Below are 22,149 nucleotides of genomic sequence, written 5' to 3' on the forward strand. Positions count from 1 at the left end.
CCTCCCGGGGTCGCTCAATCGACGTACAGAAGTCGAGACTAGCCGGGTCGGAGCCGCGATGGAGCGCGGTCGGCGCAGGTACTCCCACAAGGGGTGAGGATCAGTCCGTTTCGCGGACGGCCGATGTGCGGCCGTGCGCCGGCCGGAGGCGCGGCCGGGTGGCCGAGGTGGCCGAGGTGGCCGAGGTGGCCGAGGACAGGACACAAGCCCTCAGAGGCGTTCGATGATCGTCACGTTGGCCTGACCGCCGCCTTCGCACATCGTCTGGAGCCCGAACCTGCCGCCGGTGCGCTCCAGTTCGTGCAGGAGGGTGGTCATCAGCCTGACGCCGGTGGCGCCGAGGGGGTGGCCGAGCGCGATCGCACCGCCGTTGACGTTGACCTTCGCCGGGTCGGCGCCGGTCTCCTTCAGCCAGGCGAGGACGACCGGAGCGAATGCTTCGTTGATCTCGACGAGGTCGATGTCGCCGATGCCCATGCCGGTCTTCTTCAGCGCGTACGCGGTGGCGGGGATCGGCGCGGAGAGCATCCGGATGGGGTCCTCGCCGCGCACCGAGAGGTGGTGGACGCGGGCGCGGGGCGTCAACCCGTGGTTCCGTACGGCCCGTTCGCTCGCGATGAGCAGTGCCGCCGCGCCGTCGGAGACCTGGGAGGAGCAGGCGGCGGTGATCGTGCCGTCGTCGAGGACGGGCTTGAGGCCGGCCATCTTCTCCAGGGTCGTGTCGCGCCGCGGGCCCTCGTCGGTGGTGACGTCTCCGTGGCCGACGAGTTCGCGGTCGAAGCGGCCCTCGTCGATGGCGCGGACCGCCCGTCGGTGCGAGCGGAGCGCGAACTCCTCCATGTCGCGCCGGGATATCCCCCACTTCTCGGCGATCAACTGGGCGCCGTGGAACTGGTTCACGGGCTGTGCGCCGTACCGCGCGCGCCAGCCTTCGCTGCCCGCGTAGGGGCCCTGGGTGAGGCCGAGGGGCTCGGCGGCCTGCCGGGAGGCGAAGGCGATGGGGATCATCGACATGTTCTGCGTGCCGCCCGCGACGACGAGGTCCTGGGTGCCGGACAGCACGCCCTGCGCCGCGAAGTGCACGGCCTGCTGCGACGAACCGCACTGCCGGTCGATGGTCACGCCGGGCACCTCTTCGGGCAGCCCGGCCGCCAGCCAGCTGGTGCGGGCGATGTCGCCGGCCTGCGGTCCCACCGTGTCCAGGCAGCCGAAGACGACGTCCTCGACGGCGGCGGGGTCGACGCCGGTGCGCTCGACGAGTGCGCTCAGGACGTGTGCGCCCAGGTCGGCGGGGTGGACCTGGCTCAGCCCGCCCTTGCGCCTGCCGACGGGGGTGCGGACCGCTTCGACGATGTAGGCCTCGGCCATGACTGCGTACTCCTCGGTCGTGCGGCGCCGTCCGACGACGCGCCGCTCACGTGCGTACAGAGATGCCGTCCAGGACCATCGACAGGTACTGACGGGCGATCTCCTCGGGGCTGTGGCCGCCGCCGGGGCGGTACCAGGACGCGGCGACCCAGACGGTGTCGCGCACGAAGCGGTAGGCGAGCCGGATGTCCAGGTCGGCGCGGAAGACGCCTTCCGCGACGCCTCGTTCCAGCGTGGTCAGCCAGGCCTTCTCGAAGCGCTGCTGCGAGTCCGAGAGGTACTGGAAGCGCTGCTGTGCGACCAGGTGCTTGGACTCCTTCTGGTAGATCGCGACGGCGGCGCGGTGCCGGTCGATCTCCCGGAAGGACTCGGTGACGAGTGCTTCGAGCGTTCCACGGGGGTCGAGCTGGGCCTGGAGCACGGTCTCGTACCCGTCCCACAGCTCGGTGAGGAAGGTGCGGAGGATCTCTTCGAGCATCGACTCCTTGGAATCGAAGTGGTAGTAGAGGCTGCCGGCGAGCATGCCCGCGGCGTCGGCGATCTTGCGGACCGTCGTGGCGTTGTACCCCTGCTCGGCGAAGACGTCGGCGGCGATGGCGAGGAGCTCGCGGCGCCGCTCGGGCGAGGGGCTCACCTGGGGCTTCTTCTTCGCTGCGGGCCGTTCGGGGTTGCTGGTGTGCTGCTTCGGGTTCGACACACGGTCATTCTCCGCCTAGGGCCTCTCGGGTGGATCGGGCCGGGTCGGGGAGCGGGGGGTGGTGCGTGCGATCGCAAGGCGCCGGAGCGTCCTGGCAGCGGAGCTCCCCGGGCGTTTCGGGCAACGCCGCGAGGTGCGTGCGTGCCGGGCGTCGCGACCCCGCGGAGATCTGTCAGAAGGGCCCTAGGCGTGCTGGCTGCTGACCGAGACCGCCTCCCCTGTCATGTACGAGGAATAGCCGCTGGCCAGGAAGACGATGACGTTGGCTATCTCCCACGGCTCGGCAGGCCGCCCGAACGCCTCGCGCGCGGTGAGCTCTTCGAGGAGTTCGGGCGGGGTGACCTTCGCGAGGTGGGGGTGCATGGCGAGGCTCGGCGAGACCGCGTTGACCCGGACGGCGTGGGGGGCGGCTTCGAGCGCGGCGCAGCGGGTGAGGGCCATGACGCCGGCCTTCGCCGCGGCGTAGTGCGCCTGGCCGGCCTGGGCGCGCCAGCCGAGCACCGAGGCGTTGTTCACGATCACGCCGCCCCGGTCGGCGGCGCGCATGCGGCGCAGGGCGGCGCGGGTGGAGCGGAATGTGCCGTTCAGCGTGACGTCGATGACCTTGTCCCACTGCTCGTCGGTCATCTCCGTGAGGGCGGCCGTCCCCCCGAGACCGGCGTTGTTCACCACGATGTCGAGGTGGCCGTGGTGCCGCTCCGCGAGGTCGAACAGTGCGTCGATCTGCGCCGCGTCGGTGACGTCGCACGGGATACCGTCCACCCGGTCGGCGCCGAACTCCTCCGCGAGGGCCGCCACCGACTCCTTGGTCCGGCGCGGGTGGGCGTCGCCGATGACGATCCGCGCGCCCTCCTCCAGGAAGCGGCGCGCGGTGGCGCCGCCGATGCCCGCCCCCGCGGCGGCCGTGATCACCGCGGTGCGGCCCGCGAGCAGGTCGTGCGCGGGCACGTAGACCGGTGCGTCCATGGACTGCCCCCCGATTCCGGATTCAGGCTCTCGACTCGTCGGCCATCTTCAGGGTAATCTACCAAACACTTGTTAGGGAAGAGTGCACGGCAATTCCGGCCGCGGACGCGGCCCCGCATCCCGGAACCGAAGAGGTGGGCCACTGATGGACCTCGACTTCACCGCCGAGGAAGGGGAGTTCAGGCAGCGGGCGCGCGACTGGCTCGCCGCGCACGTACCGGCCGCGCCGCTCCCCTCCCTGGAGACCGGCGCGGGGTTCGCCGCCCACCGGGAATGGGAGCGCACACTCGCGGCCGACCGCTGGTCGGTGGTGTCCTGGCCCGAGGAGTACGGCGGGCAGGGCGTCGACATCGTCAAGTGGCTAGTGTTCGAGGAGGAGTACTACGCGGCGGGCGCGCCGGGCCGGGTCTCGCAGAACGGCATCAACCTCCTCGCGCCCACCCTGTTCGACTTCGGCACCGAGGAGCAGCGCGCGCGGGTGCTGCCACCCATGGCGTCCGGTGACGTGATCTGGGCGCAGGCCTGGTCGGAGCCCGAGTCGGGCTCCGACCTCGCATCCCTGCGCTCCACCGCCCGGCTCACGGACGGCGGTTGGCTCATCAGCGGACAGAAGGCGTGGTCGTCGCGGGCTGCCTTCGCCGACCGCGCGTTCGGCCTGTTCCGCAGCGAGCCGCACGGGAGCAGCGGGGAGCATGAGAGCGGTGGGGAGCACGGGAGTGGCGGGAAACACGAGGGCGGAGGGAAGCACGCGAGCGGCCAGGAGCACGCGGGCAAGCCGCACCATGGCCTCACGTATCTGATGTTCCCGCTCGACGCCCCCGGAGTGACGGTCCGTCCCGTCGGGCGCCTGGACGGCAAACCCGCCTTCGCCGAACTCTTCCTGGACGACGTGTTCGTGCCGGACGAGGACGTGATCGGCGAGCCCGGCCAGGGCTGGCGGATCGCCATGTCCACCACGGGCAACGAACGCGGCCTGACGCTGCGCTCCCCCGGCCGCTTCCTCGCCTCGGCGGACCGCCTTGCCCGGCAGTGGAGTGCCCGGTCGGACCCGGCCGACACGGCGCTGCGCGACCGGGTCGCCGACGCCGTCATCGGCGCCCGCGCCTACGCGTTGTTCACCTGGGCCAACGCCTCCCGGTTCCTGGCCGGGGAGCGGATCGGCGCCGAGTCCAGCCTCAACAAGGTCTTCTGGTCAGAGTACGACATCGCGCTGCACGAGACGGCGCTCGATCTGCTCGGCCCGGACGGCGAGTTGACCGACGCCCCGTCCGCGCCCGGCGCCGACTGGGCGGCGGGGTACGTCTTCTCGCTCGCCGGTCCCCTCTACGCCGGCACCAACGAGATCCAGCGCGACATCATCGCCGAGCGGCTGCTCGGCCTGCCGAAGGGACGGCGCTGATGAGGTTCCTCCTCGACGACGGGCAGCGGGAGTTCGCGCGCTCCCTGGACGCGATGCTGACGGCGTCCTGCACGGTGGCGGCCACGCGCGCGTGGGGCACCGGCGACCACGCGCCGGGTCGTGCGGTGTGGGCGCGGCTCGCGGACGCGGGCGTCTTCGCGCTGCCGGTCCCCGAGGAGTACGAGGGCGTGGGCCCGCTGCCCGTCGAGACGGCCGTCGCCTTCGTGGAGTTGGGGCGGCACGCCGTGCCGGGGCCGGCCGTCGAGACGGTGGCGGCGGCGGCGCTCCTGGCACACCTCGCCGAGGAGGGCGAGCGGGAACCGGCCAAGCGCCTGCTGCCCTTTCTGGCCTCGGGGGCGATGAGCGCGACGCTGACACTGCCCGACGGCGGCCCGCACGCGCTGGACGCGGACGCGGCGGACCTGATCCTGGCCGTGTCGGACGACGCGCTGCGGCTGGCCCCGGGACACGCGCGCGTGCGGCGGTCCCTGGACCCGGCACGGCGCCTCGCCGCGCCGTCACCCGGCGGGGAACTGCTCGCCTCGGGCCCCGCCGTGGCGGCCGCCGCACGGCACGCCACCCGGTGGACGGCGCTCGCCACGGCCGCGCAGTCGCTCGGCGTAGGTCTCGCGCTGCTGGAGCGGACCGTGGCGTATGCGAAGCAGCGCACCCAGTTCGGGGTGCCGATCGGGTCGTTCCAGGCGGTCAAGCACCGGCTCGCGGACGTCCTGGTGGGCCTGGAGTTCGCCCGGCCGCTGGTGTTCGGCGCCGCGACGACCATGTCTCCGGGTGATGTCGCGGCCGCAAAGGTGACGGCGGGCGAGGCCGCGTACGCGGCGGCCCGCGCGGCGCTGCAACTGCACGGCGCGATCGGGTACACGGCGGAGTTCGACCTGTCCCTGTGGCTCACCAAGGCGCGGGCGCTGCGGAGCGCCTGGGGGGACCCCGGGCTGTGGCGCGGCCGGGCCCTCGCCGCGTACGGGGAACGAACGGCCGGCACCGGGTGAGGGGCGCGCCGGGCGGCCGGCGGCGTCTGCACCCCGTGCCGCTTTCCTGAACACGAGTCGCGCGCGGCCCGCGGGATGCGATGATCAAGCACATTTGGTGAGCCGACCCAGAAGGAGGCCCCACGTGCGCGTGATCGGGCTCATGTCAGGGACCTCGTACGACGCGATCGACGCGGCAGCCGCCGATCTGACCCTGGACGGCGACCGTCTGACGCTCACCCCCCTCGGGCTGATCAGCCGTGGCTACGACGACGGGCTGCGCGCCACTCTCGCCGCCGCGCTGCCGCCCGCCGCCACCACTCTCGCCGAGGTCTGCCGCCTGGACACCCGGATCGGGCGGGCCTTCGCCGCCGCGGCGGTCGAGGCCGACCGCGAACTGTGCGACGGGCGGGCCGAACTGGTCGCCTCGCACGGCCAGACCGTCTACCACTGGGTGGCGGACGGGCAGGTGCACGGCACCCTCCAGATCGGCCAGCCCGCCTGGATCGCCGAGGCCACCGGGCTGCCGGTGGTCGCCGACTTCCGCCCCCGTGACATCGCGGCGGGTGGCCAGGGCGCGCCGCTGGTCAGCCTGGTGGACCGGATGTGGCTGCGCGGCAGGCCCGGCGCCCCCGCCGCGCTGAACCTCGGCGGCATCGCCAACATCACCGCCGCCGACGGCACCGCCTTCGACACCGGCCCCGCCAACGCCCTCGTCGACGCCGCGGTGCACGAGGCGACGGACGGCCGCCTCGCGTACGACCTGGACGGCGAACTGGCCAGGAGCGGCACGGTCGACGAGGGGCTCCTGGCCCGGCTCCTCACCGAGCCGTATTACGCGCTCGCGGCGCCGAAGACGACGGGTAAGGAACTCTTCCATCTGCCCTACCTGCGTACGGCCCTGCGAGGGTACGAGGCGCTGCCCGCCGAGGACGTGGTCGCCACGCTGACCCGCCTCACCGCCCGCACGGTCGCCGACGCGGTCCGCACCGTCGGGGCCACCGAGGTCGTCGCCTCCGGCGGTGGGACGCGCAACCCCGCCCTGATGGCCGCCCTGCGGGCGGAGTTGGGCAGCGGGATCCCGGTACGCACCTCCGACGAGCTCGGCCTGCCCTCCGCGGCGAAGGAGGCCTACGCCTTCGCGGTCCTCGGCTTCCTGACCCTGCACGGGCTGCCGGGCACCGTCCCGGCGAGCACGGGGGCGCGGCACGCGAGCGTGCTGGGTTCGATCACGCCGGGGCGCCGGGGGACGCCGTGGCCGACGGTGACGGCGGAGGGCGAGGGCCCGGTGCGGCTCGTCGTCAACGGCCATGGGGACGGGGGCCGGTAGGGCGTGCCGAGGGTTGGAGGGCCCCTCTCATCCCCCTTTCACGCGGGGCTCATACGCTGACGGGCATGACCCAGATGACTCCCCCAGGCTGGTACCCCGATCCCGGCCAGACCGCCGGCGGTCCTCCCACCGAGCGCTGGTGGGACGGGAACGTGTGGACGGACCAGGTGCGGGCGGCCGCCGGCACCGCGGCGCATCCGACGCAGCCGGCCTTCCCGGCGTACCCCGGGCAGCCGCCCGCTCCGCGGCGACGGCTGCGCATAGCGATAGCCACCGGCGTGGTGCTTGTCGTCCTCGCCGGGATAGGCGGGGGCGTATACGCCCTGACCTCCGACGACGACGGGGACGGCGGTGGCTCCGCGGTGAAGGAACCGTCGGTCGGCGGCCCGCGGGCCCCGGGCAGGTCCGAGTCGCCCCAGGCGCCCGAGGGGCCGGATGAGCCCGGGGCACCGGAGCAGGAGCCGGGCTTCGCGAGCGACCCGGTGAACGGCATCAGGATTCCCGTGCCGGACGGCTGGCGCGGCGGGAGCACGAAGTACGGCGGCGGGGTGCAGACGGAACCCATCCCCTGCCCCGGGAACGCCGACGAGCAGTGCACGCGCGGCAGCGCGTTCTCCCAGTCGGCGGAGCAGCTGAAGATCGACGCCGACACACCCGAGGCGGCCGCCAAGGCCGACATCAAGAAGAACGCCAAGGAGGGGTACGGCGGCAAGACCTACGGCAAGATCACCTCGCACAAGGTGCTGGCGTCCGAGCCGGTCACCGTGGCGGGCCAGAAGGGCTACTTCGTGCGCTGGAAGGCGGTCACGGAGAAGAGCGACGACGGCTACGTCGAATCGCTCGCCTTCCCCTCCCCCGCCGACAAGTCGAAGCTGGTCATCGTCCGCATGGGCATCGACGTCAACGACAAGGCCCCGTCGCTGTCCACCATGGACAAGATCGCCGAGGGCATCAAGGCCGGTCCGGTCGGCGGCAGCGGCGGCGGAGCCGGCAAGGACGTCTAAAGGCTCCTTCAGCGGCGACTCAGCGGAGTCTCAGCGGGCCGGGCGGGGTTCCTCGCCGCTCAGGAGGAACCCCGTCCGGCCCGGGGTGCGCGCCGCCCCCGTCCCCACGGTGCGGCGCGGGCAGGCCCGGGTCTCGTCATCCCACAGACCCGGGCCCACGATCAGGTGAGGCCCAGTGCGGGGAGCACACAGGCCTCGACGAAGCGGGTCAGATACTCCCCGTCCGCGTACGCGCCCTCCAGGATCGGCCGGGCCCGCAGCACGCCGAACATCTGCACCGAGAGGAACTCCACGGCCGGGTGTCCCTCGGCGATCTCGCCGCGCTCGACACCGCGCCGGATGATCGCGGCCACGGCCTGGAGCTCCGGTTCGACCAGCGTCTCGCGCAGGGCCCGCTGCAGCTCCTCGTCCTGCAGGACCGCGTGGCTGAGCGCCTGGACCAGCATCGTGTCCCGCCCCGACTGCTCGCCGGCGGCCCGGGCGGCCTCCCGCAGATCCCCGGCGAGACTTCCGGTGTCGATGCCGGCGAAGCGCACACAGCGGTTGGCGCGCAGCGCGGCGGCCACGAACTGGGGCTTGGTCTTCCACTGGCGGTAGAGCGTGGACTTGCTGCAGCGGGTGCGGGCGGCCACGCCCTCCATGGTCAGGGAGTCGTATCCGCACTCGCGGAGCTGTTCGAGGACGGCGTCGTAGAACTCCTGCTCACGCTCGGGCGTGATCTTCGAGCGGCTCGACGTCGACGTCATGACTCTTCTCCTCGGTACGGCAGCCGATCGGCTCGATCGACACCCTTCGATACGCCAGTGTACCGGTACGCTTCCGTATCGGTACACTGGCGTATCGATGAGTGGGGCGATCCTCCGCTCAGCACCGCACTACCCAGTCATCACGTAAAGGGGCCGGGGGATGGAATCCCGAACCGAGCCTGCCGAACGGGAGCCGGACATAAAGGTCCGGGAGCCGGGCGCGACCGCCGTCCGGAAGCCGGACACATCTGCCCGACCGCCCCTCGTCCGCGAGCTCCTCCTCGTCGTAGGACTTTTCCTCGTCTACAAATTCGGCAGGCAGCTCGCCAACGGACACACCGGCGAGGCCTTCCGCAACGCGCACCGCGTATGGGACGCCGAGCGCACGCTGCGCCTGCCCGGCGAGGGCGCCGTGCAGGACGCCCTGCTCAGCAGCGACACGCTGATCCACGTCGCGAACACCTACTACGCGACGGTGCACTTCCCGGCGACGCTGCTGTTCCTGGTCTGGCTGTATCTGCGCCGGCCCCGGCACTACGTCTGGACACGGCGGGTGCTCGCCGCGCTGACCGCGGCCGCGCTCGTGCTGCACCTCGGCTTCCCGCTCGCGCCGCCGCGGATGCTGGACGCCGCGCACCTCGTGGACACCGCGCAGGTCTACGGGCCCTCGGTGTACGCCGCCAAGCCCGCCACCGACACCATGGCGAACCAGTTCGCGGCCATGCCCTCCCTGCACTTCGGCTGGGCGCTGATGCTCGCCGTCGGCATGATCGTCGCCACCTCGACGCGGTGGCGCTGGCTGTGGCTGCTGCACCCGCTGCTGACCCTGCTCGTGGTGGTCGGCACCGCCAACCACTACTGGCTCGACGCCGCCGTGGCGACCGCGCTGCTCGGCATCGCGCTCGCGGTGATCCGGCTGCCGCGCGCGAGCCGCCCGACGGTCGTACGCGGCTCCGCACCGGCGCCGCTGCCGATGCTGACACCGACACCCACACCCACACCCGCACCCACACCCGCACCGGAACTGATCACCTCGGGAGCCCGCCGATGAGCGCCACGCTTCTCGCCGTCGCACTCTCTCTCGTCTCCGCGGCCGCCTACGCCGCCGCGGCGGTCGCGCAGGAGCGGCTCGCCTCGCGCATCACCGAGGGCGAGAGCGGCGTCCTGCGGATGCTGGGCAGCGGCCCGTGGTGGTCGTCGGTCGGGCTCAACGCGTCCGCGGCGCTGCTGCACGTGGCGGCCCTGAAGTACGGGCCGCTCACGCTGGTCCAGCCGCTCGGCGCGCTCACCCTGGTCGCCGCCGTGCCGCTCGGTGCCCGGCTCGCCGGACGCCGGGTGACCCGCCTGGAGTGGCGCGGCACCGGCCTGACCCTCATCGGCCTCGGCGCGCTGCTCCTGACCGCGTCGGGCCCCGCGCCCGACGACAGCCTGAGCGTGCCGGAGGCGCTGACCGTCGCCGCCGCGACCATGGCAGTCATCGGGGTTCTCTCCCGGCCCGGCACCCGCCCGGGACTGCGCCACGCGACCGCGTCCGGCTTCGCGTCGGGCGTCGCCTCCGCGCTCACGCAGACCGTGACGGTCGCCGTGACGGACCGCTCGGGACCGCTGCTCAGCCCGCAGGTGATCGTCGTGGCCCTCCTTGTGGCGGCGTTCGCCGCCGGCGGGCTGCTGCTCTCGCAGACCGCGTACCGCGGCGGTCTCGGCGCGCCGCTCGCCGTGGTGACGCTCTCCAACCCCCTCGCGGCCTCGGTGATCGGCGTGACGCTGCTCGGCGAACGCCTCCAGGGCGGGACCGTCGGCATCCTCCTCGCGGTGGCAGGGGCGGCGGTGGCGGCGTACGGGGTCGTGGTCCTCACCCGGTCACCGCAGAAGCCGACAGCCGAGCCGGAGCCGGTCTCCCTGCTCTCCGTTCCCGGCCAGCCCGGGTCACCCGAAGGGGCGCGGGGAACTGCGCGACCCGCCACATCCGGCCTGCAGAGCGTCTGACACGGAGAAGCGGAACGGCGCCGGCCGCCCCCTGCGGAAGGGGACGGCCGGCGCCGTCGTCGTACGAGAAGTTGTCGAGAAGTTGTACGAGAAGGGGTGCGGTTACCCGAGGCCCCGGGAGTCCTGCTTCAACGCCGTGTCCACGGTGAGCGCGGTCGCCACGACCAGGCTCAGGAGCGGCTCGGGCAGCTGGTAGTGGATCTGCAGGACGTAGTTGTCCGCGGTGGTGAACATCGTCTTGGCGAGGCCTTCCCAGGTCTTCGTGATCCGGGCGACCTCGTTGTCGGCGTGGTCGACGATCGAGAAGTTCCAGGCGCGCCAGTTCTCCGCCTTGATGGCGCCGACCTGCTGGCCGTTGACCATCATCCCGAAGTTGATCTTGCCGATCATGTTCTGCTGGACGATCTCGCCGACCTGCTGGCCGTCCGGGCGCTCGACGATCACCCGCGACTTCATGAACTTCCGCGGGCGGGTCAGCATCATCTGCGGCTGGCCGTACGCGTCGCGGATCTCCAGCTTGTGCGTCATGAACTGGTCGACGCTGGCGACGAAGCGCGCGACCTTCTTCAGCGTGCTCTGGCCCACCTGGACGACCGAGCCGAGCGTGTTGCCCGCCTGGTCCATGACGCTGTACTCGTTCGTGAGCTCGATGAGCTTGGCCTTCTGGTTCACGACCAGGACCGGCTCCGTGAACAGCGTGCCGCCGCCCTGCGCGGCCGGTGCGACGCCCGCCTGCTTCTGCACCTGGCGCTGCACCTTGGCCGGGTCGGCGGCCGGGGCGGCCTGCGGGTGCGCCTGCGGCTGGCCGAACTGGCCCTGCTGCTGGACGGCCTGGGCCTGGCCGAACTGGCCCTGCTGGGCCGGGGCCTGGGCCTGGCCGAACTGACCCTGCTGCTGAGCGGGCTGGGCCTGCTGCTGGGCGGCGGCGGGGGCCTGCGCGGGCTGCTGCTGCGCCTGCTGCGGGACCTGTTGGGCCTGCTGCTGGGCCGGGGTGGTGTGCTCCGTCCATTGGGAGCCGTCCCACCAGCGCAGGAGCTGGGCTGCGCCGTGCGGGTCCGGGTACCAGCCTGCAGGAGTGTTCGAATGCGTGGTCACCCGGGTGACCCTACCCCCCGGGTGCGGGCCGCCCGCCAGCCCCTTGCTGAGTTGTGATGTCCGCCTCAGCCGGAGCGGGTGCGCCCCTCGTGGGGCGCACCCGAACCGCTCAGAACGCCACTTCGACCCGCAGCGGCTCCGGCCCTTCGGCCTCCCGCAGCTCCACCGCCCCGATCCTGCCCGCCGCCCGCACGTCGTCCGCGGCCGCCGTGAAGCGGTCCAGGGCGGCGCGCGGCGCCGTGACCGTCGCCCGCGCGACCTCCGTCCGCATCGAGAGGCAGGCCTGCGACTTGGCCTTGCGGACCGCGGCGATGGCCTCCGAGGCGGTGGCGAGGACCTCCGCGTCGCCCGCGCGGGCCCGCAGCCCGGAGGCTTCCGGCCACGCCGCTCGATGGACCGACCCCTCCCGCCACCACGACCAGACCTCCTCGGTGACGAAGGGCAGGACCGGCGCGAAGAGACGCAGCAGGGCGTCGAGCGCCGTACGCAGTGTTGCCCGTGCGGACCCGGTCGCCGCCGCGTCGCCGTGGTCGCCGTACGCGCGGGCCTTGACCAGCTCCACGTAGTCGTCGCAGAAGCGCCAGAAGAGCTGTTCCGTACGGGCCAGGGCGCGTGCGTAGTCGAAGGCCTCGAAGGCGCGCGACGCCTCCTCGACCGTCGACGCGAGGTCGGCGAGCAGGGCCCGGTCGAGCGGCTCGGTGACGGCGGCACCCTCCCCGGCCTCACGGACCTCACTGGCCTCTCGGACCTCACCGGCCTCCCCGAGGCTCAGGACGAACTTGCCGACGTTCAGCAGTTTCGTGGCGAGCCGACGGCCGATCTTCATCTGGCCGACGTCGAACGCCGTGTCCGTGCCGGGGCGCCCGCTCGCCGCCCAGTAACGGACCGCGTCCGCGCCGTGCTGGACGAGCAGATGGTCCGGGGTGACCGCGTTGCCCTTGCTCTTCGCCATCTTCTTGCGGTCGGGGTCGAGGATCCAGCCCGAGATCGCCGCGTGCCGCCAGGGCAGCGCGCCGTGCTCGGTGTGCGCGCGCACGACGGTCGAGAACAGCCAGGTGCGGATGATCTCGTGGGCCTGGGGGCGCAGGTCCATCGGGAAGACCCGCTCGAACAGGTCCGGGTCCGTGAGCCACTTGCCGGCGATCTGCGGGGTGAGCGAGGACGTCGCCCAGGTGTCCATGACGTCCGGGTCGCCGATGAAGCCGTGCGGCTCACCGCGTTGGTCCGCGCGATAGCCGGGCGGGGTCTGGGCGCTCGGGTCGACGGGCAGCACGGAGCGGTCGGGGACGATCGGGTGGTCGTGGTCGGGCCGCCCGGAGCCGTCGAGCGGGTACCAGACGGGGATCGGGACGCCGAAGAAGCGCTGACGGCTGATCAGCCAGTCGCCGTTGAGTCCGCCGACCCAGTTCTCGTAGCGGATCCGCATGTGCGGCGGATGCCAGGCCAGCTCGTTGCCACGGGCGAGGAGCCGCTCGCGCAGGGCCGTGTCCCGGCCGCCGTTGCGGACGTACCACTGGCGGGTCGTGACGATCTCCAGGGGCTTGTCGCCCTTCTCGAAGAACTTGACCGCGTGCGTGACGGCCCGCGGCTCGCCCGTCAGGTCGCCGCTCTCGCGCAGCATCCCGACGACGCGTTCACGGGCGGTGTGCACGGTGGCACCGGCGAGCTCCTTGTACGCGGCGACGGCGGCCGGTGCCTCGACGCCCTGCGGCGGCTCGGCGAGGAAGCGGCCGTCCCAGCCGATCACCGGCCGGGTGGCGAGCCGCAGTTCGCGCCACCACGTGACATCGGTGGTGTCGCCGAACGTGCAGACCATCGCGGCCCCCGTGCCCTTCTCGGGCGTCGCGAGGCGGTGCGCGACGACGGGGACCTCGACGCCGAAGAGCGGGGTGCGGACCGTCGTGCCGACCAGGTCCCGGTAGCGCTCGTCGTCCGGATGCGTCACCAGCGCGACGCAGGCGGGGAGCAGCTCGGGCCGGGTCGTGTCGATGAGGACGGCGCCGCCGTCCGCCCGGTGGAAGACGAGCCGGTGGTAGGCGGCGGGCCGCTCCCGGTCCTCCAACTCGGCCTGGGCGACCGCCGTGCGGAACGTGACGTCCCACAGGGTGGGCGCCTCGGCGACGTACGCCTCACCGCGCGCCAGGTTGTTCAGGAACGCGAGCTGCGAGGTCGCGCGGGCGTCCGCGTCGATGGTCCGGTAGGTGCGGGACCAGTCGACGGAGAGGCCGAGCCGCCGCCACAGATCCTCGAAGGCCTTCTCGTCCTCGGCGGTGAGCACTTCGCACAACTCGATGAAGTTCCGCCGGGAGACGGGGAGTTGGTTCTTGCCGGGCCGCGCGGGTGGGACGAAATCCGGGTCGTACGGGAGAGCGGGGTCGCACCGGACGCCGAAGTGGTTCTGGACGCGCCGCTCGGTCGGCAGGCCGTTGTCGTCCCATCCCATGGGATAGAAGACTTCCTTGCCGCGCATGCGGTGGTAGCGGGCGACGGCGTCGGTGTGCGTGTACGAGAAGACGTGGCCGACGTGCAGCGAACCGCTGACCGTGGGCGGCGGGGTGTCGATGGAGAAGATCTCGTCCCGCGTCCGTGAACGGTCGAAGGCGTACACGCCCGACGCGTCCCATCGCCGGGACCATTTCTCTTCGAGCCCGTCGAGGACGGGCTTCTCGGGGACGCCGGCACGGCGAGGGGTGATGGCCATGCCTCAGGATGCTATCCAGCGGCCCCGGGCCGGGGCCTGCTCTTTTCCGGCCCGGGGCACGGGGTGGATCAGCCGGCGATGATCGCCGGGTCGCTGACACCCGCCGCGCCGGTCTCCACGTGGCCCGCGAGACGCCGGAGGAACCCATTGTCCGCGTCGGACGTGACCGTCAGGTCGTACCAGCGCTTGCTGGCCCGCAGGTCGACGGTGTGCTCCACGGAGGCACCGGCCCTGACCTTGAAGGTCTGGCCCGCGCCGCCGTAGGCGTTGGTCACCGTGAGGTTCACAGCGGTACTGCCCGCGTTCTTGAGGGTCAGCTTGATGTTGCCGGTCTTGGCGTCGTGGCGGGCGACGACCTCGGGGCCCGCCTTCTTGCCGGGGCCCTTGAAGGTGCGCAGGAAGCCGTTGGGGCCGAACACCGAGAGGTCGTGCGAACCGCCGGAGTACGCCGAGTTCCACGTGTCGGAGAGCGTCTTGCCCGCCTCCACCGTGTACGTCCAGGGCCCGTCGGTGCGGTTCTGGGAGCGGACGTGGAAGCAGACGCCCGCCTTGGCGCCGCCGCTGAAGGTGAGCGTGAACTTCCCCGCGGCGACGTCCGCCGCGCCGTCCACCAGCGGCGCGTACGGCAGCGGGCGGGCGGGCCGGGAGCCGCGCTCCTGCTTGGGCAGCGCCGGGGAGCCGGGGGCCTTGGGCCGGTAGTCGGGGTGGCGCTCGTGGTCCGGCGGCTCGAAGGAGGCGGTGTCGGGGAGCTTCGCCGGGTCGGTGTCCTTGCCGCCGAAGTCGAAGGCGGACGTGAGGTCGCCGCAGATCGCCCGGCGCCACGGCGAGATGTTGGGCTCCTTGACGCCGAAGCGCCGCTCCATGAACCGGATGATCGACGTGTGGTCGAAGACCTCGGAGTTCACGTAGCCGCCGGTGCTCCAGGGCGAGACGACGATCATCGGGACGCGCTGGCCGAGGCCGTAGTGCCCGGCCGCGTAGGAGGCGTTGCCCGGGAAGTAGTCGAGCGTGGTGTCCACGGTGGACTTGCCCTGGTTGGCGTCCTTGGGCACGTACGGCGGCACGATGTGGTCGAAGTAACCGTCGTTCTCGTCGTAGGTGACGAACAGCGCCGTCTTCGCCCACACCTCGGGGTTGGAGGTGAGCGCGTCCAGGATCTGCGAGATGTACCAGGCGCCGTAGTTGGCGGGCCAGTTGGGGTGCTCGGTGAACGCCTCCGGGCACGCGACGTAGGAGACCTGCGGCAGCCGGTCCGCCTTCACGTCGGCCTTGAGGATGTCGAAGTAGCCGTCGCCGGCCTTGGCGTTGGTGCCCTTGCGGGCCTTCTCGTACAGCGGATCGCCCGCCTTGGCGTTGCGGTACTTGTTGAAGTAGAGCAGCGAGTTGTCGCCGTAGTTGCCTCGGTAGGCGTCGTCGATCCAGCCCCAGTGTCCGGCCGCGTCCAGACCGTCACCGATGTCCTGGTACACCTTCCAGGAGACGCCCGCCTGCTCCAGGCGCTCGGCGTACGTCGTCCAGTCGTAGCCCGCCTCCTGGTTGCCGAGGACCGGGCCGCCGCCCTTGCCGTCGTTGCCGACGTGGCCCGAGAGCATGTAGTAGCGGTTGGGGTCGGTGGCTCCCATGAACGAACAGTGGTAGTCGTCGCAGACCGTGAAGGCGTCGGCGAGGGCGTAGTGGAAGGGGATGTCGTCGCGTTCGAGGTACGCCATCGTCCGCTCGGACTTCGCCGGGATCCACTGGTCGTACGCGCCGTTGTTGAACGCCTTGTGGCCGCCGGCCCAGTCGTGGTCGAGGCCCGCGATGAACTGCATCCCCAGGTCCTTGGCGTCCGGGTGGAACGGCAGGACCTCCTTCGCGCCGCTCGGCTGGTTCCAGACCGGCTTGCCGTTGGGCAGCGTCACCGGGCGCGGGTCGCCGAAGCCCCGGACCCCCTTCATGGTGCCGAAGTAGTGGTCGAAGGAGCGGTTCTCCTGCATCAGCACGACGACGTGCTCGACGTCCTTGATGGTGCCGGTGGCGCGCCTGGCGGGCAGGGACGCGGCCTTCGCGATGCTCTGGTTGAGCATCGCGAACGCAGCGGTGCCGCCGGTCAGCTGCATGAAGCGACGCCGATTGAGTTCAGGCATGTGTATTCCGACCTCGTGGGATGTGGGGGACGCGAGCGGGTGCAGTGTGCCAAGGGGAGCAAGCAATACGGAAGAGCCGGTGACCTGCGTGTGAAGAGAAGTCCAACCTCTGATGGGCGGGACACAAGTCATCGCCATTTCGGGACCAAAGTCCCATATTTGACATATGGCAATGCGCGGGCCTGACTGGGCGGCGCGCCGATCCATGGCGTCGTCTTCGTGTCCCGCGATCGCAAGGAGGTGTTCGGGATGAGTCCCGAAGGAAGTCCTTGCGCCAGCGGTGCGCTTCTCTGAGGCCGCTCTCCGCCGCCTTTCCCCTCGCTCCGCCGTGCTGATGTCACGTTTGTCCGTCATCTGAGGCCGCGGCGGTGACCCCTGCCCCACCACGGACGTGTCCGCCGTCGGCACGTCCAGGGGCGTTTTCACAGCACATTCACACCACGTCTACGCCCTCGCGCACGGGCGCGCTTCGCCACGCCTTTGGTCATGGTCCCGGCCGTGTTCGCGATCAACGGCTTCACGGCCGCTGCCGATGAGCTACTTCCCGTGGCTGATCGGGACGCGGCGCGCGTACTGCGCGCTCACCCAGGCGGTGAAGGGCTGGTACCTCCGGCGCTACCACGACTGGCTGTAGCCGCCCGGCACGTTGGCGCGCCGGAGGGGTAGGTGCCGTGGGAAACCATGCGGAAGGATGGTTGCCCACGGCACGTCCGTCTGCCCGCTCCGGCCACCGAGGAGAGTCATGACTGTGCACGTCCACGGCGCCTGCGCCCCCGGATTCGAGGGCGTGCGCGAGGAGTTCGAGCGGAGTTTCGCCGAGCGCGGCGAGCTCGGGGCGGCCGTCGCGGCCACCGTCGACGGCGAGGTCGTCGTCGATCTGTGGGGCGGTGACGCGGACCGTACGGGCACCCGCCCCTGGGAGCGGGACACGCTGGTGAACATCTACTCCACCACCAAGGGCATGACCGCGCTCTGCGCCCATCTGCTCGTGGAGCACGGCGAGTTGGACCTGGACGCGCCGGTCGCGCGGTACTGGCCGGAGTTCGCGCAAGCCGGCAAGGCCGACATCCCGGTGCGCTGGCTGCTGAGCCACCGCTCCGGGCTCATCGCGCCGAGCGAACCCATGGCGCCGGGCGCGGTGTACGACTGGGAGAAGGTCACCGACGCATTGGCCGCGACGCGGCCGTGGTGGCGGCCCGGCACGGCGCAGGGCTACCACGCGGTGACGTTCGGTTTCCTGGTCGGCGAGGTGGTGCGGCGCGTCAGCGGCGTCTCGCTCGGGACGTTCCTGCGCAGCGAGGTGACCGGCCCGCTGGGCGCCGACGTCCATGTCGGGACACCGGCGAGCGAGCACGGCCGGTGCGCGGAGCTGGCGCCTCCCGTACGCGCCGCCGAGCCGCCCCCGCCGTCCTCGCCCTCGCCCTCGCCCTCGACTTCGTCGGCGCCCTCGTCGGCGGCGAGCAACACGTTCGGTGAGGCCCCGAAGCCGCCGGTCGGCGGGCTCACGGACCATCCGATGGCGCCGGTCACGCTCGCGCTGCGCTACCTGCCGCTGGGCGACGTGCACAGCGCCGCCTACCGGAGCGCGGAGATCCCCGCGGTCAACGGCCACGCCACCGCGCTCGGACTCGCCTCCGTGTACGCGGAGTTGGCCTGCGGCCGGCTCCTCTCCCCCGGCACCCTGGAGCGGCTGCGCACCCTCCAGAGCGACGGCGAGGAGCCCGACCTCGTCCTGCGGGCGGGCACCCCGCTCGCCGACACCTGGCCGTGGGCCCTCGGCTACATGCTCAACCAGTTCGGGCAGGCGGGCCCCAACCCCCGCGCTTTCGGGCACGGCGGCATGGGCGGGTCGTACGCCTTCGCCGACCCGGAGAACGGCGTCTCGTACGCGTACGTGATGAACCGCCTGGGCGCCGGGACCTCGGGCGAGGACCTGCGCAGCATCCACCTGGTCGGCGCCCTGTACCGGGAGCTCCGCGAGCAGGGCCGGGGCGGGGAGCGAAGATGGAGGGCATGACAGCACGCAGAAGAGCCAGGTTCTTCACGGGAGAGCAGACCGACCCCCGGTACGGCGCGGTGACCACCGGCGACGAACGGGCCGTCCTGGGCGAGCAGTTGCGCGCCCAGCGCGCGACCTTGGAACTGAAGTGCGCGGGCCTTGCCGCCGAGTTGGACCGGCGATCCGTCGCCCCCTCCACCATGTCGCTGCTCGGCCTGCTCCGGCACCTCACCGACGTCGAACGCCGCTGGTTCCGGGGCATCCTCGCGGGCGAGGACCCGGCGCCCCTCTACGCCACGCCCGACAACGCCGACGGAGACTTCGACGGCGCGCTCGCGGAACCCGAAGCCGTCACCGCGGCCTGGGAGGCGTGGCGGGCCGAGGTGGCGTTCGCGGAGAAGTTCGTCGAGACGGCCGCCGATCTCGATGTCGAGGGAGAGGACCCCTTTCTCGGCGCGGTGTCGCTGCGCTGGGTGCTCGTGCACATGATCCAGGAGTACGCCCGCCACAACGGCCACGCCGATCTGCTCCGGGAGCGGATCGACGGGGCGGTGGGGTTCTGAGAAAGCACTGGTCGTTGGGCGTTCGCGGGAGAGGCACCCGCCCGGCAGCGGCTCAGCGCCCTCCCTGCGCGGTCGCTTCGCGTACGCCCGAGTAGGTGCCGGGCGTGCGGTGGCCTCACGTGTGCGGGTGGCGGCCCGGCCCCCGGTCGTGGGGGGCGAGCTTGCTCGGTGAGAGGTCCGTGGCGTCCTCGCCCGGTTCGAGGAGCGTGTTGGCGGGGCCGATGATCAGCGGATCGGCCTTGCCGACCGCCTCGGTGTCCTTGGCCTCGTAGTCGATCTGCAGCAGGAGATGGCGCATGGCCTCCAGACGGCCGCGCCGCTTGTCGTTGGTCTTCACCACGGTCCAGGGGGCGTGCGGGGTGTCCGTGGCCCGGAACATCTCCACCTTCGCGTAGGTGTAGGCGTCCCACAGATCCAGCGAGGCGAGGTCGGTGGAGGAGAGTTTCCACTGGCGCACCGGATCGACCTGCCGGATCGCGAAACGCGTCCGCTGTTCGCCCCGGGAGACGGAGAACCAGAACTTGATGAGGATGATGCCGTCATCGGTGATCATCTTCTCGAACAGCGGCGCCTGCTCCAGGAAGTGCAGGTGCTCGCGGGGTGTACAGAACCCCATGACCGGCTCGACTCCGGCGCGGTTGTACCAGGACCGGTCGAAGAAGACGATCTCACCCGCCGACGGCAGCTGGGCGACGTACCGCTGGAAGTACCACTGGCCGGCCTCGTGCTCGTTCGGCTTGTCCAGCGCCACCGTTCGCGCGCCGCGCGGATTCAGGCGCTCGGTGAACCGTTTGATCGTGCCGCCCTTGCCTGCCGCGTCACGCCCCTCGCACAGCACGACGACGCGCCGCCCCTGCTCACGCACCGTCTTCTGCAGCTTCAGGAGCTCGATCTGCAGGATCCGCTTGTGCCGCTCGTACGTCCGCCGGCTCAGCTTCTGGGTGTACGGGTAGTTCTCCCGCCAGGTCTGCAGGGGCCGCCCCTGTTTGTCGAGGAGCACCGGGCGCTCCGGGCGGGCGTCGTCCACGGACAGCCCTTCGAGCAGATCGTCGGCATTCCCATCGGTCGGCTCCACCGCGTTGACCTCTCCCTCGCACGCTCCCTCGCCCTTCCACTCGTCAGCTTGCCCCCAGGACCGCGGCTCAGCACCCGCGGGCCGGGAATAGCCGGAGGATCCTGGTGGTCGTCATCTGGGTGAGCCGACGGGCGGTCGCGTGCGCGGCGGGCGGTCGGCAGGTGATCGGAGAGAGGGAGCCAGATGCCCAAGGCGTACGGATTCACCGCACACGGCGGTCCCGAGGTGGAGGCGTTCCTCGACCTCGCCGAGCCGGAGCCCGGCCCCGGGCAGCTGCTCGTGGCGGTGCGTGCGGCCGGTGTGAACCCGGTCGACTGGAAGCTGCGGGCGGGCAAACGGCGTCCCGGCCAGGCGCCCATGACCGGCCCCGAGGTCCTGGGCAGCGAGGTCGCGGGCACCGTGGAGCGGGTCGGCGCCGGGGTCGAGGGGTTCGTGCCCGGGGATCCGGTGTTCGGCAATCCGGTCACCGGCGGGTACGCGGAGTTCACCCTGATCCCCGCCGGCATCGCCGCGCACAAGCCGGGCCCCCTCTCCTTCGCGGACGCGGCGGTGCTGCCCGTCGCGGCGGCCACCGCGTACGACGGGCTGCGGCAGCTCGATCTGCCCGCGGGGTCGACGCTGCTGGTCACCGGGGCCGGCGGTGGTGTCGGGGTGGCCGCGACGCAGATCGCGCGGCACTTCGGGCTGCGCGTGGTGGGCACGGCGAGCACCGGCAAGAAGGAGTTCGTCGAGTCGCTCGGTGCGGTGCACGTGCCGCCCGGGCCCCGGCTCGCCGAGCGCATCCGGGAGGCGGCGCCCGACCACCGCGTCGACGCGGTCTTCGACCTGGTCGGCGGCGCGGACCTGGCCGGGCTCGCGGAGCTCCTGACCGACCGCGGGAAGCTGATCACGGCGGCGGCCAAGGAGACCGTGGCGGAACTGGGCGGCGCTCCTGTCGCGCGGGCCCGTACGGCGGCGGTCCTGGACGAGGTCGCGCTCCTCGCCGTGGCGGGGGTGCTGCGCCCGCACGTGACGGCGACGTACCCCCTGGACCGCGCGGACGAGGCGCTGCGCGCGGTGGAGGGCGGTCACGCGCGGGGCAAGGTCGTGATCGAGGTGTCCGTGTGAGGCGGGGCGCGGGTGTCCGGGGGAGCCGCGGCGGGAGAAAATGGCACGACGGCCCGGTCGGCCCGTTGATACCTTCCGGATCATGAAGTCCCTCAGTGAGAACGAGATCCGCGCGTCCTTCGTCAACTGTTCCAAGGGCGAGGCCCGCAGACTCACCCTCCCTGCGGGCTTCGCCGACACCCCCTGGTCCGACCTGGACTTTCTCGGCTGGCGCGACCCCAAGGCGCCCGACCGCGGCTATGTGGTGACGTGGCGGGACGACAAGCCCGTGGGCATCGCCCTGCGCGCCTCGACGGGGGCGCGCAAGAGCCTGCTCAAGTCCAGCATCTGTTCGGTGTGCGTCACGCCGCAGTCCGGTTCCGGCATCACACTGCTCGTGGCCCCGAAGGCGGGCGCGGCGGGCCGCCAGGGCAATTCGGTCGGCCTGTACATCTGCGCGGACCTGGCCTGCTCCCTCTACGTACGCGGGAAGAAGACCACGGTGCTGGCCCGCCGCCTGGAGGAGAGCCTCACGCCGGAGGAGCAGAACGCCAGGACCATACGGAACCTGGACGGCTTCCTGGACCAGATCCTCGCCGGCTAGAGCGCGCGGGGATCCACCATCTGGAGCGCGAGCGTGGCCGAAGGATCGGCCAGGCCGGGACCGCCCGCGGCGGCCCAGGCGAGTATCCCGTCGAGCGACTCGTCGTCCGTGACGAAGCCGACCCAGGCCGCCCGGCCACCCCGCCTGCGCCCCTCGTACGAGGGCTGGACCACGACGATGTTGGCCTGCCCGCACGGCCCGAGGCAGTCGCTCGTGCGCACAGTGAACCGGCCGCGCGAGGCCGCCGCGGCGGTGCGCATCCGCTCCAGCTGCCAGGCGTGGTCGATGCCGGGGTTCTTGCGCGCGTCACCGCAGCAGCAGCCCCGGCACACGACGAGCGTGCAGGGGCGGCGGGCGGCGGCACCGATGGAGACGACGGGACTCATGTCGTGATCATCTCAGGTGCCCGAAAGCCGTG

The 22,149-nt window shown here is 72.0% G+C and carries 19 protein-coding genes; 10 read left to right on the forward strand and 9 right to left on the reverse strand.

Translation table 11 applies throughout. The annotated features are described in order from the left end of the window. Window positions 1–210 precede the first annotated feature (210 nt). From ACFVYL_RS00985 to ACFVYL_RS00995, 3 genes are all read right to left on the reverse strand, one after another. On the reverse strand, window positions 211–1,368 hold the full coding sequence (locus tag ACFVYL_RS00985; RefSeq protein ID WP_389712152.1) for an acetyl-CoA C-acetyltransferase: 1,158 nt from the start codon (window positions 1,366–1,368) through the stop codon (window positions 211–213). Window positions 1,369–1,414: 46 nt separating this feature from the next. After that, entirely contained in the window at window positions 1,415–2,065 is a 651-nt protein-coding gene (locus ACFVYL_RS00990) for a TetR/AcrR family transcriptional regulator (protein WP_389712153.1), read from the reverse strand. Window positions 2,066–2,248: 183 nt separating this feature from the next. Continuing rightward, a complete protein-coding gene (locus ACFVYL_RS00995) occupies window positions 2,249–3,031 on the reverse strand; it encodes an SDR family oxidoreductase (RefSeq protein WP_389712154.1) in 783 nt (260 codons plus the stop codon). Between the two features lie 145 nt (window positions 3,032–3,176). Here ACFVYL_RS00995 and ACFVYL_RS01000 point away from each other — a divergent pair, with 145 nt between their 5' ends. From ACFVYL_RS01000 to ACFVYL_RS01015, 4 genes are all read left to right on the forward strand, one after another. Then, window positions 3,177–4,430 carry an acyl-CoA dehydrogenase family protein gene (locus ACFVYL_RS01000; protein ID WP_389712155.1) on the forward strand — a complete coding sequence of 418 codons (1,254 nt, stop codon included), beginning with the start codon at window positions 3,177–3,179 and terminating at the stop codon, window positions 4,428–4,430. After that, window positions 4,430–5,437 carry an acyl-CoA dehydrogenase family protein gene (locus ACFVYL_RS01005; protein ID WP_389712156.1) on the forward strand — a complete coding sequence of 336 codons (1,008 nt, stop codon included), beginning with the start codon at window positions 4,430–4,432 and terminating at the stop codon, window positions 5,435–5,437. The genes ACFVYL_RS01000 and ACFVYL_RS01005 overlap by 1 nt, the downstream gene beginning before the upstream one ends. A 124-nt stretch (window positions 5,438–5,561) precedes the next feature. After that, window positions 5,562–6,746 (forward strand): anhydro-N-acetylmuramic acid kinase, encoded by a 1,185-nt coding sequence (locus ACFVYL_RS01010; protein WP_389712157.1) that lies wholly within the window; start codon window positions 5,562–5,564, stop codon window positions 6,744–6,746. Window positions 6,747–6,811: 65 nt separating this feature from the next. Next, entirely contained in the window at window positions 6,812–7,750 is a 939-nt protein-coding gene (locus tag ACFVYL_RS01015; RefSeq protein ID WP_389712158.1) for a DUF2510 domain-containing protein, read from the forward strand. A gap of 161 nt (window positions 7,751–7,911) precedes the next feature. Here the strand turns inward: ACFVYL_RS01015 and ACFVYL_RS01020 are convergent, their stop codons facing one another. Beyond that, window positions 7,912–8,496 (reverse strand): TetR/AcrR family transcriptional regulator, encoded by a 585-nt coding sequence (locus ACFVYL_RS01020; protein ID WP_389712159.1) that lies wholly within the window; start codon window positions 8,494–8,496, stop codon window positions 7,912–7,914. 160 nt (window positions 8,497–8,656) lie between these two features. Between ACFVYL_RS01020 and ACFVYL_RS01025 the strand changes: the two genes are divergently transcribed. Together ACFVYL_RS01025 and ACFVYL_RS01030 are read left to right on the forward strand one after the other, a co-directional pair. After that, entirely contained in the window at window positions 8,657–9,547 is an 891-nt protein-coding gene (locus tag ACFVYL_RS01025) for a phosphatase PAP2 family protein (protein WP_389712160.1), read from the forward strand. Continuing rightward, window positions 9,544–10,482, forward strand: a complete 939-nt coding sequence (locus tag ACFVYL_RS01030) for a DMT family transporter (protein ID WP_389712161.1) — start codon at window positions 9,544–9,546, stop codon at window positions 10,480–10,482. Before ACFVYL_RS01025 ends, ACFVYL_RS01030 begins: the two co-directional genes overlap by 4 nt. Window positions 10,483–10,584: 102 nt before the next feature. Here ACFVYL_RS01030 and ACFVYL_RS01035 read toward each other — a convergent pair whose 3' ends face one another. The 3 genes from ACFVYL_RS01035 to ACFVYL_RS01045 all read right to left on the reverse strand — a co-directional run bounded on the left by ACFVYL_RS01035 (window position 10,585) and on the right by ACFVYL_RS01045 (window position 16,404). After that, a complete protein-coding gene (locus ACFVYL_RS01035) occupies window positions 10,585–11,577 on the reverse strand; it encodes a phospholipid scramblase-related protein (RefSeq protein ID WP_389712162.1) in 993 nt (330 codons plus the stop codon). 109 nt (window positions 11,578–11,686) lie between these two features. Then, window positions 11,687–14,278, reverse strand: a complete 2,592-nt coding sequence (gene valS / locus ACFVYL_RS01040) for a valine--tRNA ligase (RefSeq protein WP_389712163.1) — start codon at window positions 14,276–14,278, stop codon at window positions 11,687–11,689. A 68-nt stretch (window positions 14,279–14,346) separates the two neighbouring features. After that, entirely contained in the window at window positions 14,347–16,404 is a 2,058-nt protein-coding gene (locus ACFVYL_RS01045) for a phosphocholine-specific phospholipase C (RefSeq protein WP_389712164.1), read from the reverse strand. Between the two features lie 742 nt (window positions 16,405–17,146). Here ACFVYL_RS01045 and ACFVYL_RS01050 point away from each other — a divergent pair. Both ACFVYL_RS01050 and ACFVYL_RS01055 read left to right on the forward strand, forming a co-directional pair. Beyond that, entirely contained in the window at window positions 17,147–18,421 is a 1,275-nt protein-coding gene (locus ACFVYL_RS01050; RefSeq protein ID WP_389712165.1) for a serine hydrolase domain-containing protein, read from the forward strand. Beyond that, the gene (locus ACFVYL_RS01055; protein WP_389712166.1) at window positions 18,418–18,966 is read left to right on the forward strand and encodes a DinB family protein; all 549 of its coding nucleotides are present in this window, start codon (window positions 18,418–18,420) and stop codon (window positions 18,964–18,966) included. The genes ACFVYL_RS01050 and ACFVYL_RS01055 overlap by 4 nt, the downstream gene beginning before the upstream one ends. Before the next feature lie 115 nt (window positions 18,967–19,081). On the opposite strand, the gene ppk2 is transcribed toward ACFVYL_RS01055, so the two are convergent. Further along, the gene (gene ppk2 / locus ACFVYL_RS01060) at window positions 19,082–20,041 is read right to left on the reverse strand and encodes a polyphosphate kinase 2 (RefSeq protein WP_389712167.1); all 960 of its coding nucleotides are present in this window, start codon (window positions 20,039–20,041) and stop codon (window positions 19,082–19,084) included. A gap of 183 nt (window positions 20,042–20,224) precedes the next feature. On the opposite strand from ppk2, the gene ACFVYL_RS01065 reads away from it, so the two are divergent. Both ACFVYL_RS01065 and ACFVYL_RS01070 read left to right on the forward strand, forming a co-directional pair. After that, entirely contained in the window at window positions 20,225–21,148 is a 924-nt protein-coding gene (locus ACFVYL_RS01065) for an NADP-dependent oxidoreductase (protein WP_389712168.1), read from the forward strand. Window positions 21,149–21,230: 82 nt separating this feature from the next. Next, entirely contained in the window at window positions 21,231–21,731 is a 501-nt protein-coding gene (locus ACFVYL_RS01070) for an FBP domain-containing protein (protein WP_389712169.1), read from the forward strand. Here the strand turns inward: ACFVYL_RS01070 and ACFVYL_RS01075 are convergent. After that, entirely contained in the window at window positions 21,728–22,117 is a 390-nt protein-coding gene (locus tag ACFVYL_RS01075; protein ID WP_389712170.1) for a (2Fe-2S) ferredoxin domain-containing protein, read from the reverse strand. The two genes, ACFVYL_RS01070 and ACFVYL_RS01075, sit on opposite strands and share 4 nt — an antisense overlap. Between the last annotated feature and the right edge of the window lie 32 nt (window positions 22,118–22,149).

It is taken from the genome of Streptomyces sp. NPDC058308 (assembly GCF_042880275.1).
GTDB lineage: Bacteria > Actinomycetota > Actinomycetes > Streptomycetales > Streptomycetaceae > Streptomyces.

Excerpts from the sequence above, each read along its gene's own strand:
- ACFVYL_RS00985 (WP_389712152.1), bottom strand. The coding sequence starts at position 1,368 with ATGGCCGAGGCCTACATCGTCGAAGCGGTCCGCACCCCCGTCGGCAGG.
- ACFVYL_RS00995 (WP_389712154.1), bottom strand. The coding sequence starts at position 3,031 with ATGGACGCACCGGTCTACGTGCCCGCGCACGACCTGCTCGCGGGCCGC.
- ACFVYL_RS01000 (WP_389712155.1), top strand. The coding sequence starts at position 3,177 with ATGGACCTCGACTTCACCGCCGAGGAAGGGGAGTTCAGGCAGCGGGCG.
- ACFVYL_RS01005 (WP_389712156.1), top strand. The coding sequence starts at position 4,430 with ATGAGGTTCCTCCTCGACGACGGGCAGCGGGAGTTCGCGCGCTCCCTG.
- ACFVYL_RS01015 (WP_389712158.1), top strand. The coding sequence starts at position 6,812 with ATGACCCAGATGACTCCCCCAGGCTGGTACCCCGATCCCGGCCAGACC.
- ACFVYL_RS01020 (WP_389712159.1), bottom strand. The coding sequence starts at position 8,496 with ATGACGTCGACGTCGAGCCGCTCGAAGATCACGCCCGAGCGTGAGCAG.
- ACFVYL_RS01025 (WP_389712160.1), top strand. The coding sequence starts at position 8,657 with ATGGAATCCCGAACCGAGCCTGCCGAACGGGAGCCGGACATAAAGGTC.
- ACFVYL_RS01030 (WP_389712161.1), top strand. The coding sequence starts at position 9,544 with ATGAGCGCCACGCTTCTCGCCGTCGCACTCTCTCTCGTCTCCGCGGCC.
- valS (WP_389712163.1), bottom strand. The coding sequence starts at position 14,278 with ATGGCCATCACCCCTCGCCGTGCCGGCGTCCCCGAGAAGCCCGTCCTC.
- ACFVYL_RS01045 (WP_389712164.1), bottom strand. The coding sequence starts at position 16,404 with ATGCCTGAACTCAATCGGCGTCGCTTCATGCAGCTGACCGGCGGCACC.
- ACFVYL_RS01050 (WP_389712165.1), top strand. The coding sequence starts at position 17,147 with ATGACTGTGCACGTCCACGGCGCCTGCGCCCCCGGATTCGAGGGCGTG.
- ACFVYL_RS01055 (WP_389712166.1), top strand. The coding sequence starts at position 18,418 with ATGACAGCACGCAGAAGAGCCAGGTTCTTCACGGGAGAGCAGACCGAC.
- ACFVYL_RS01065 (WP_389712168.1), top strand. The coding sequence starts at position 20,225 with ATGCCCAAGGCGTACGGATTCACCGCACACGGCGGTCCCGAGGTGGAG.
- ACFVYL_RS01070 (WP_389712169.1), top strand. The coding sequence starts at position 21,231 with ATGAAGTCCCTCAGTGAGAACGAGATCCGCGCGTCCTTCGTCAACTGT.
- ACFVYL_RS01075 (WP_389712170.1), bottom strand. The coding sequence starts at position 22,117 with ATGAGTCCCGTCGTCTCCATCGGTGCCGCCGCCCGCCGCCCCTGCACG.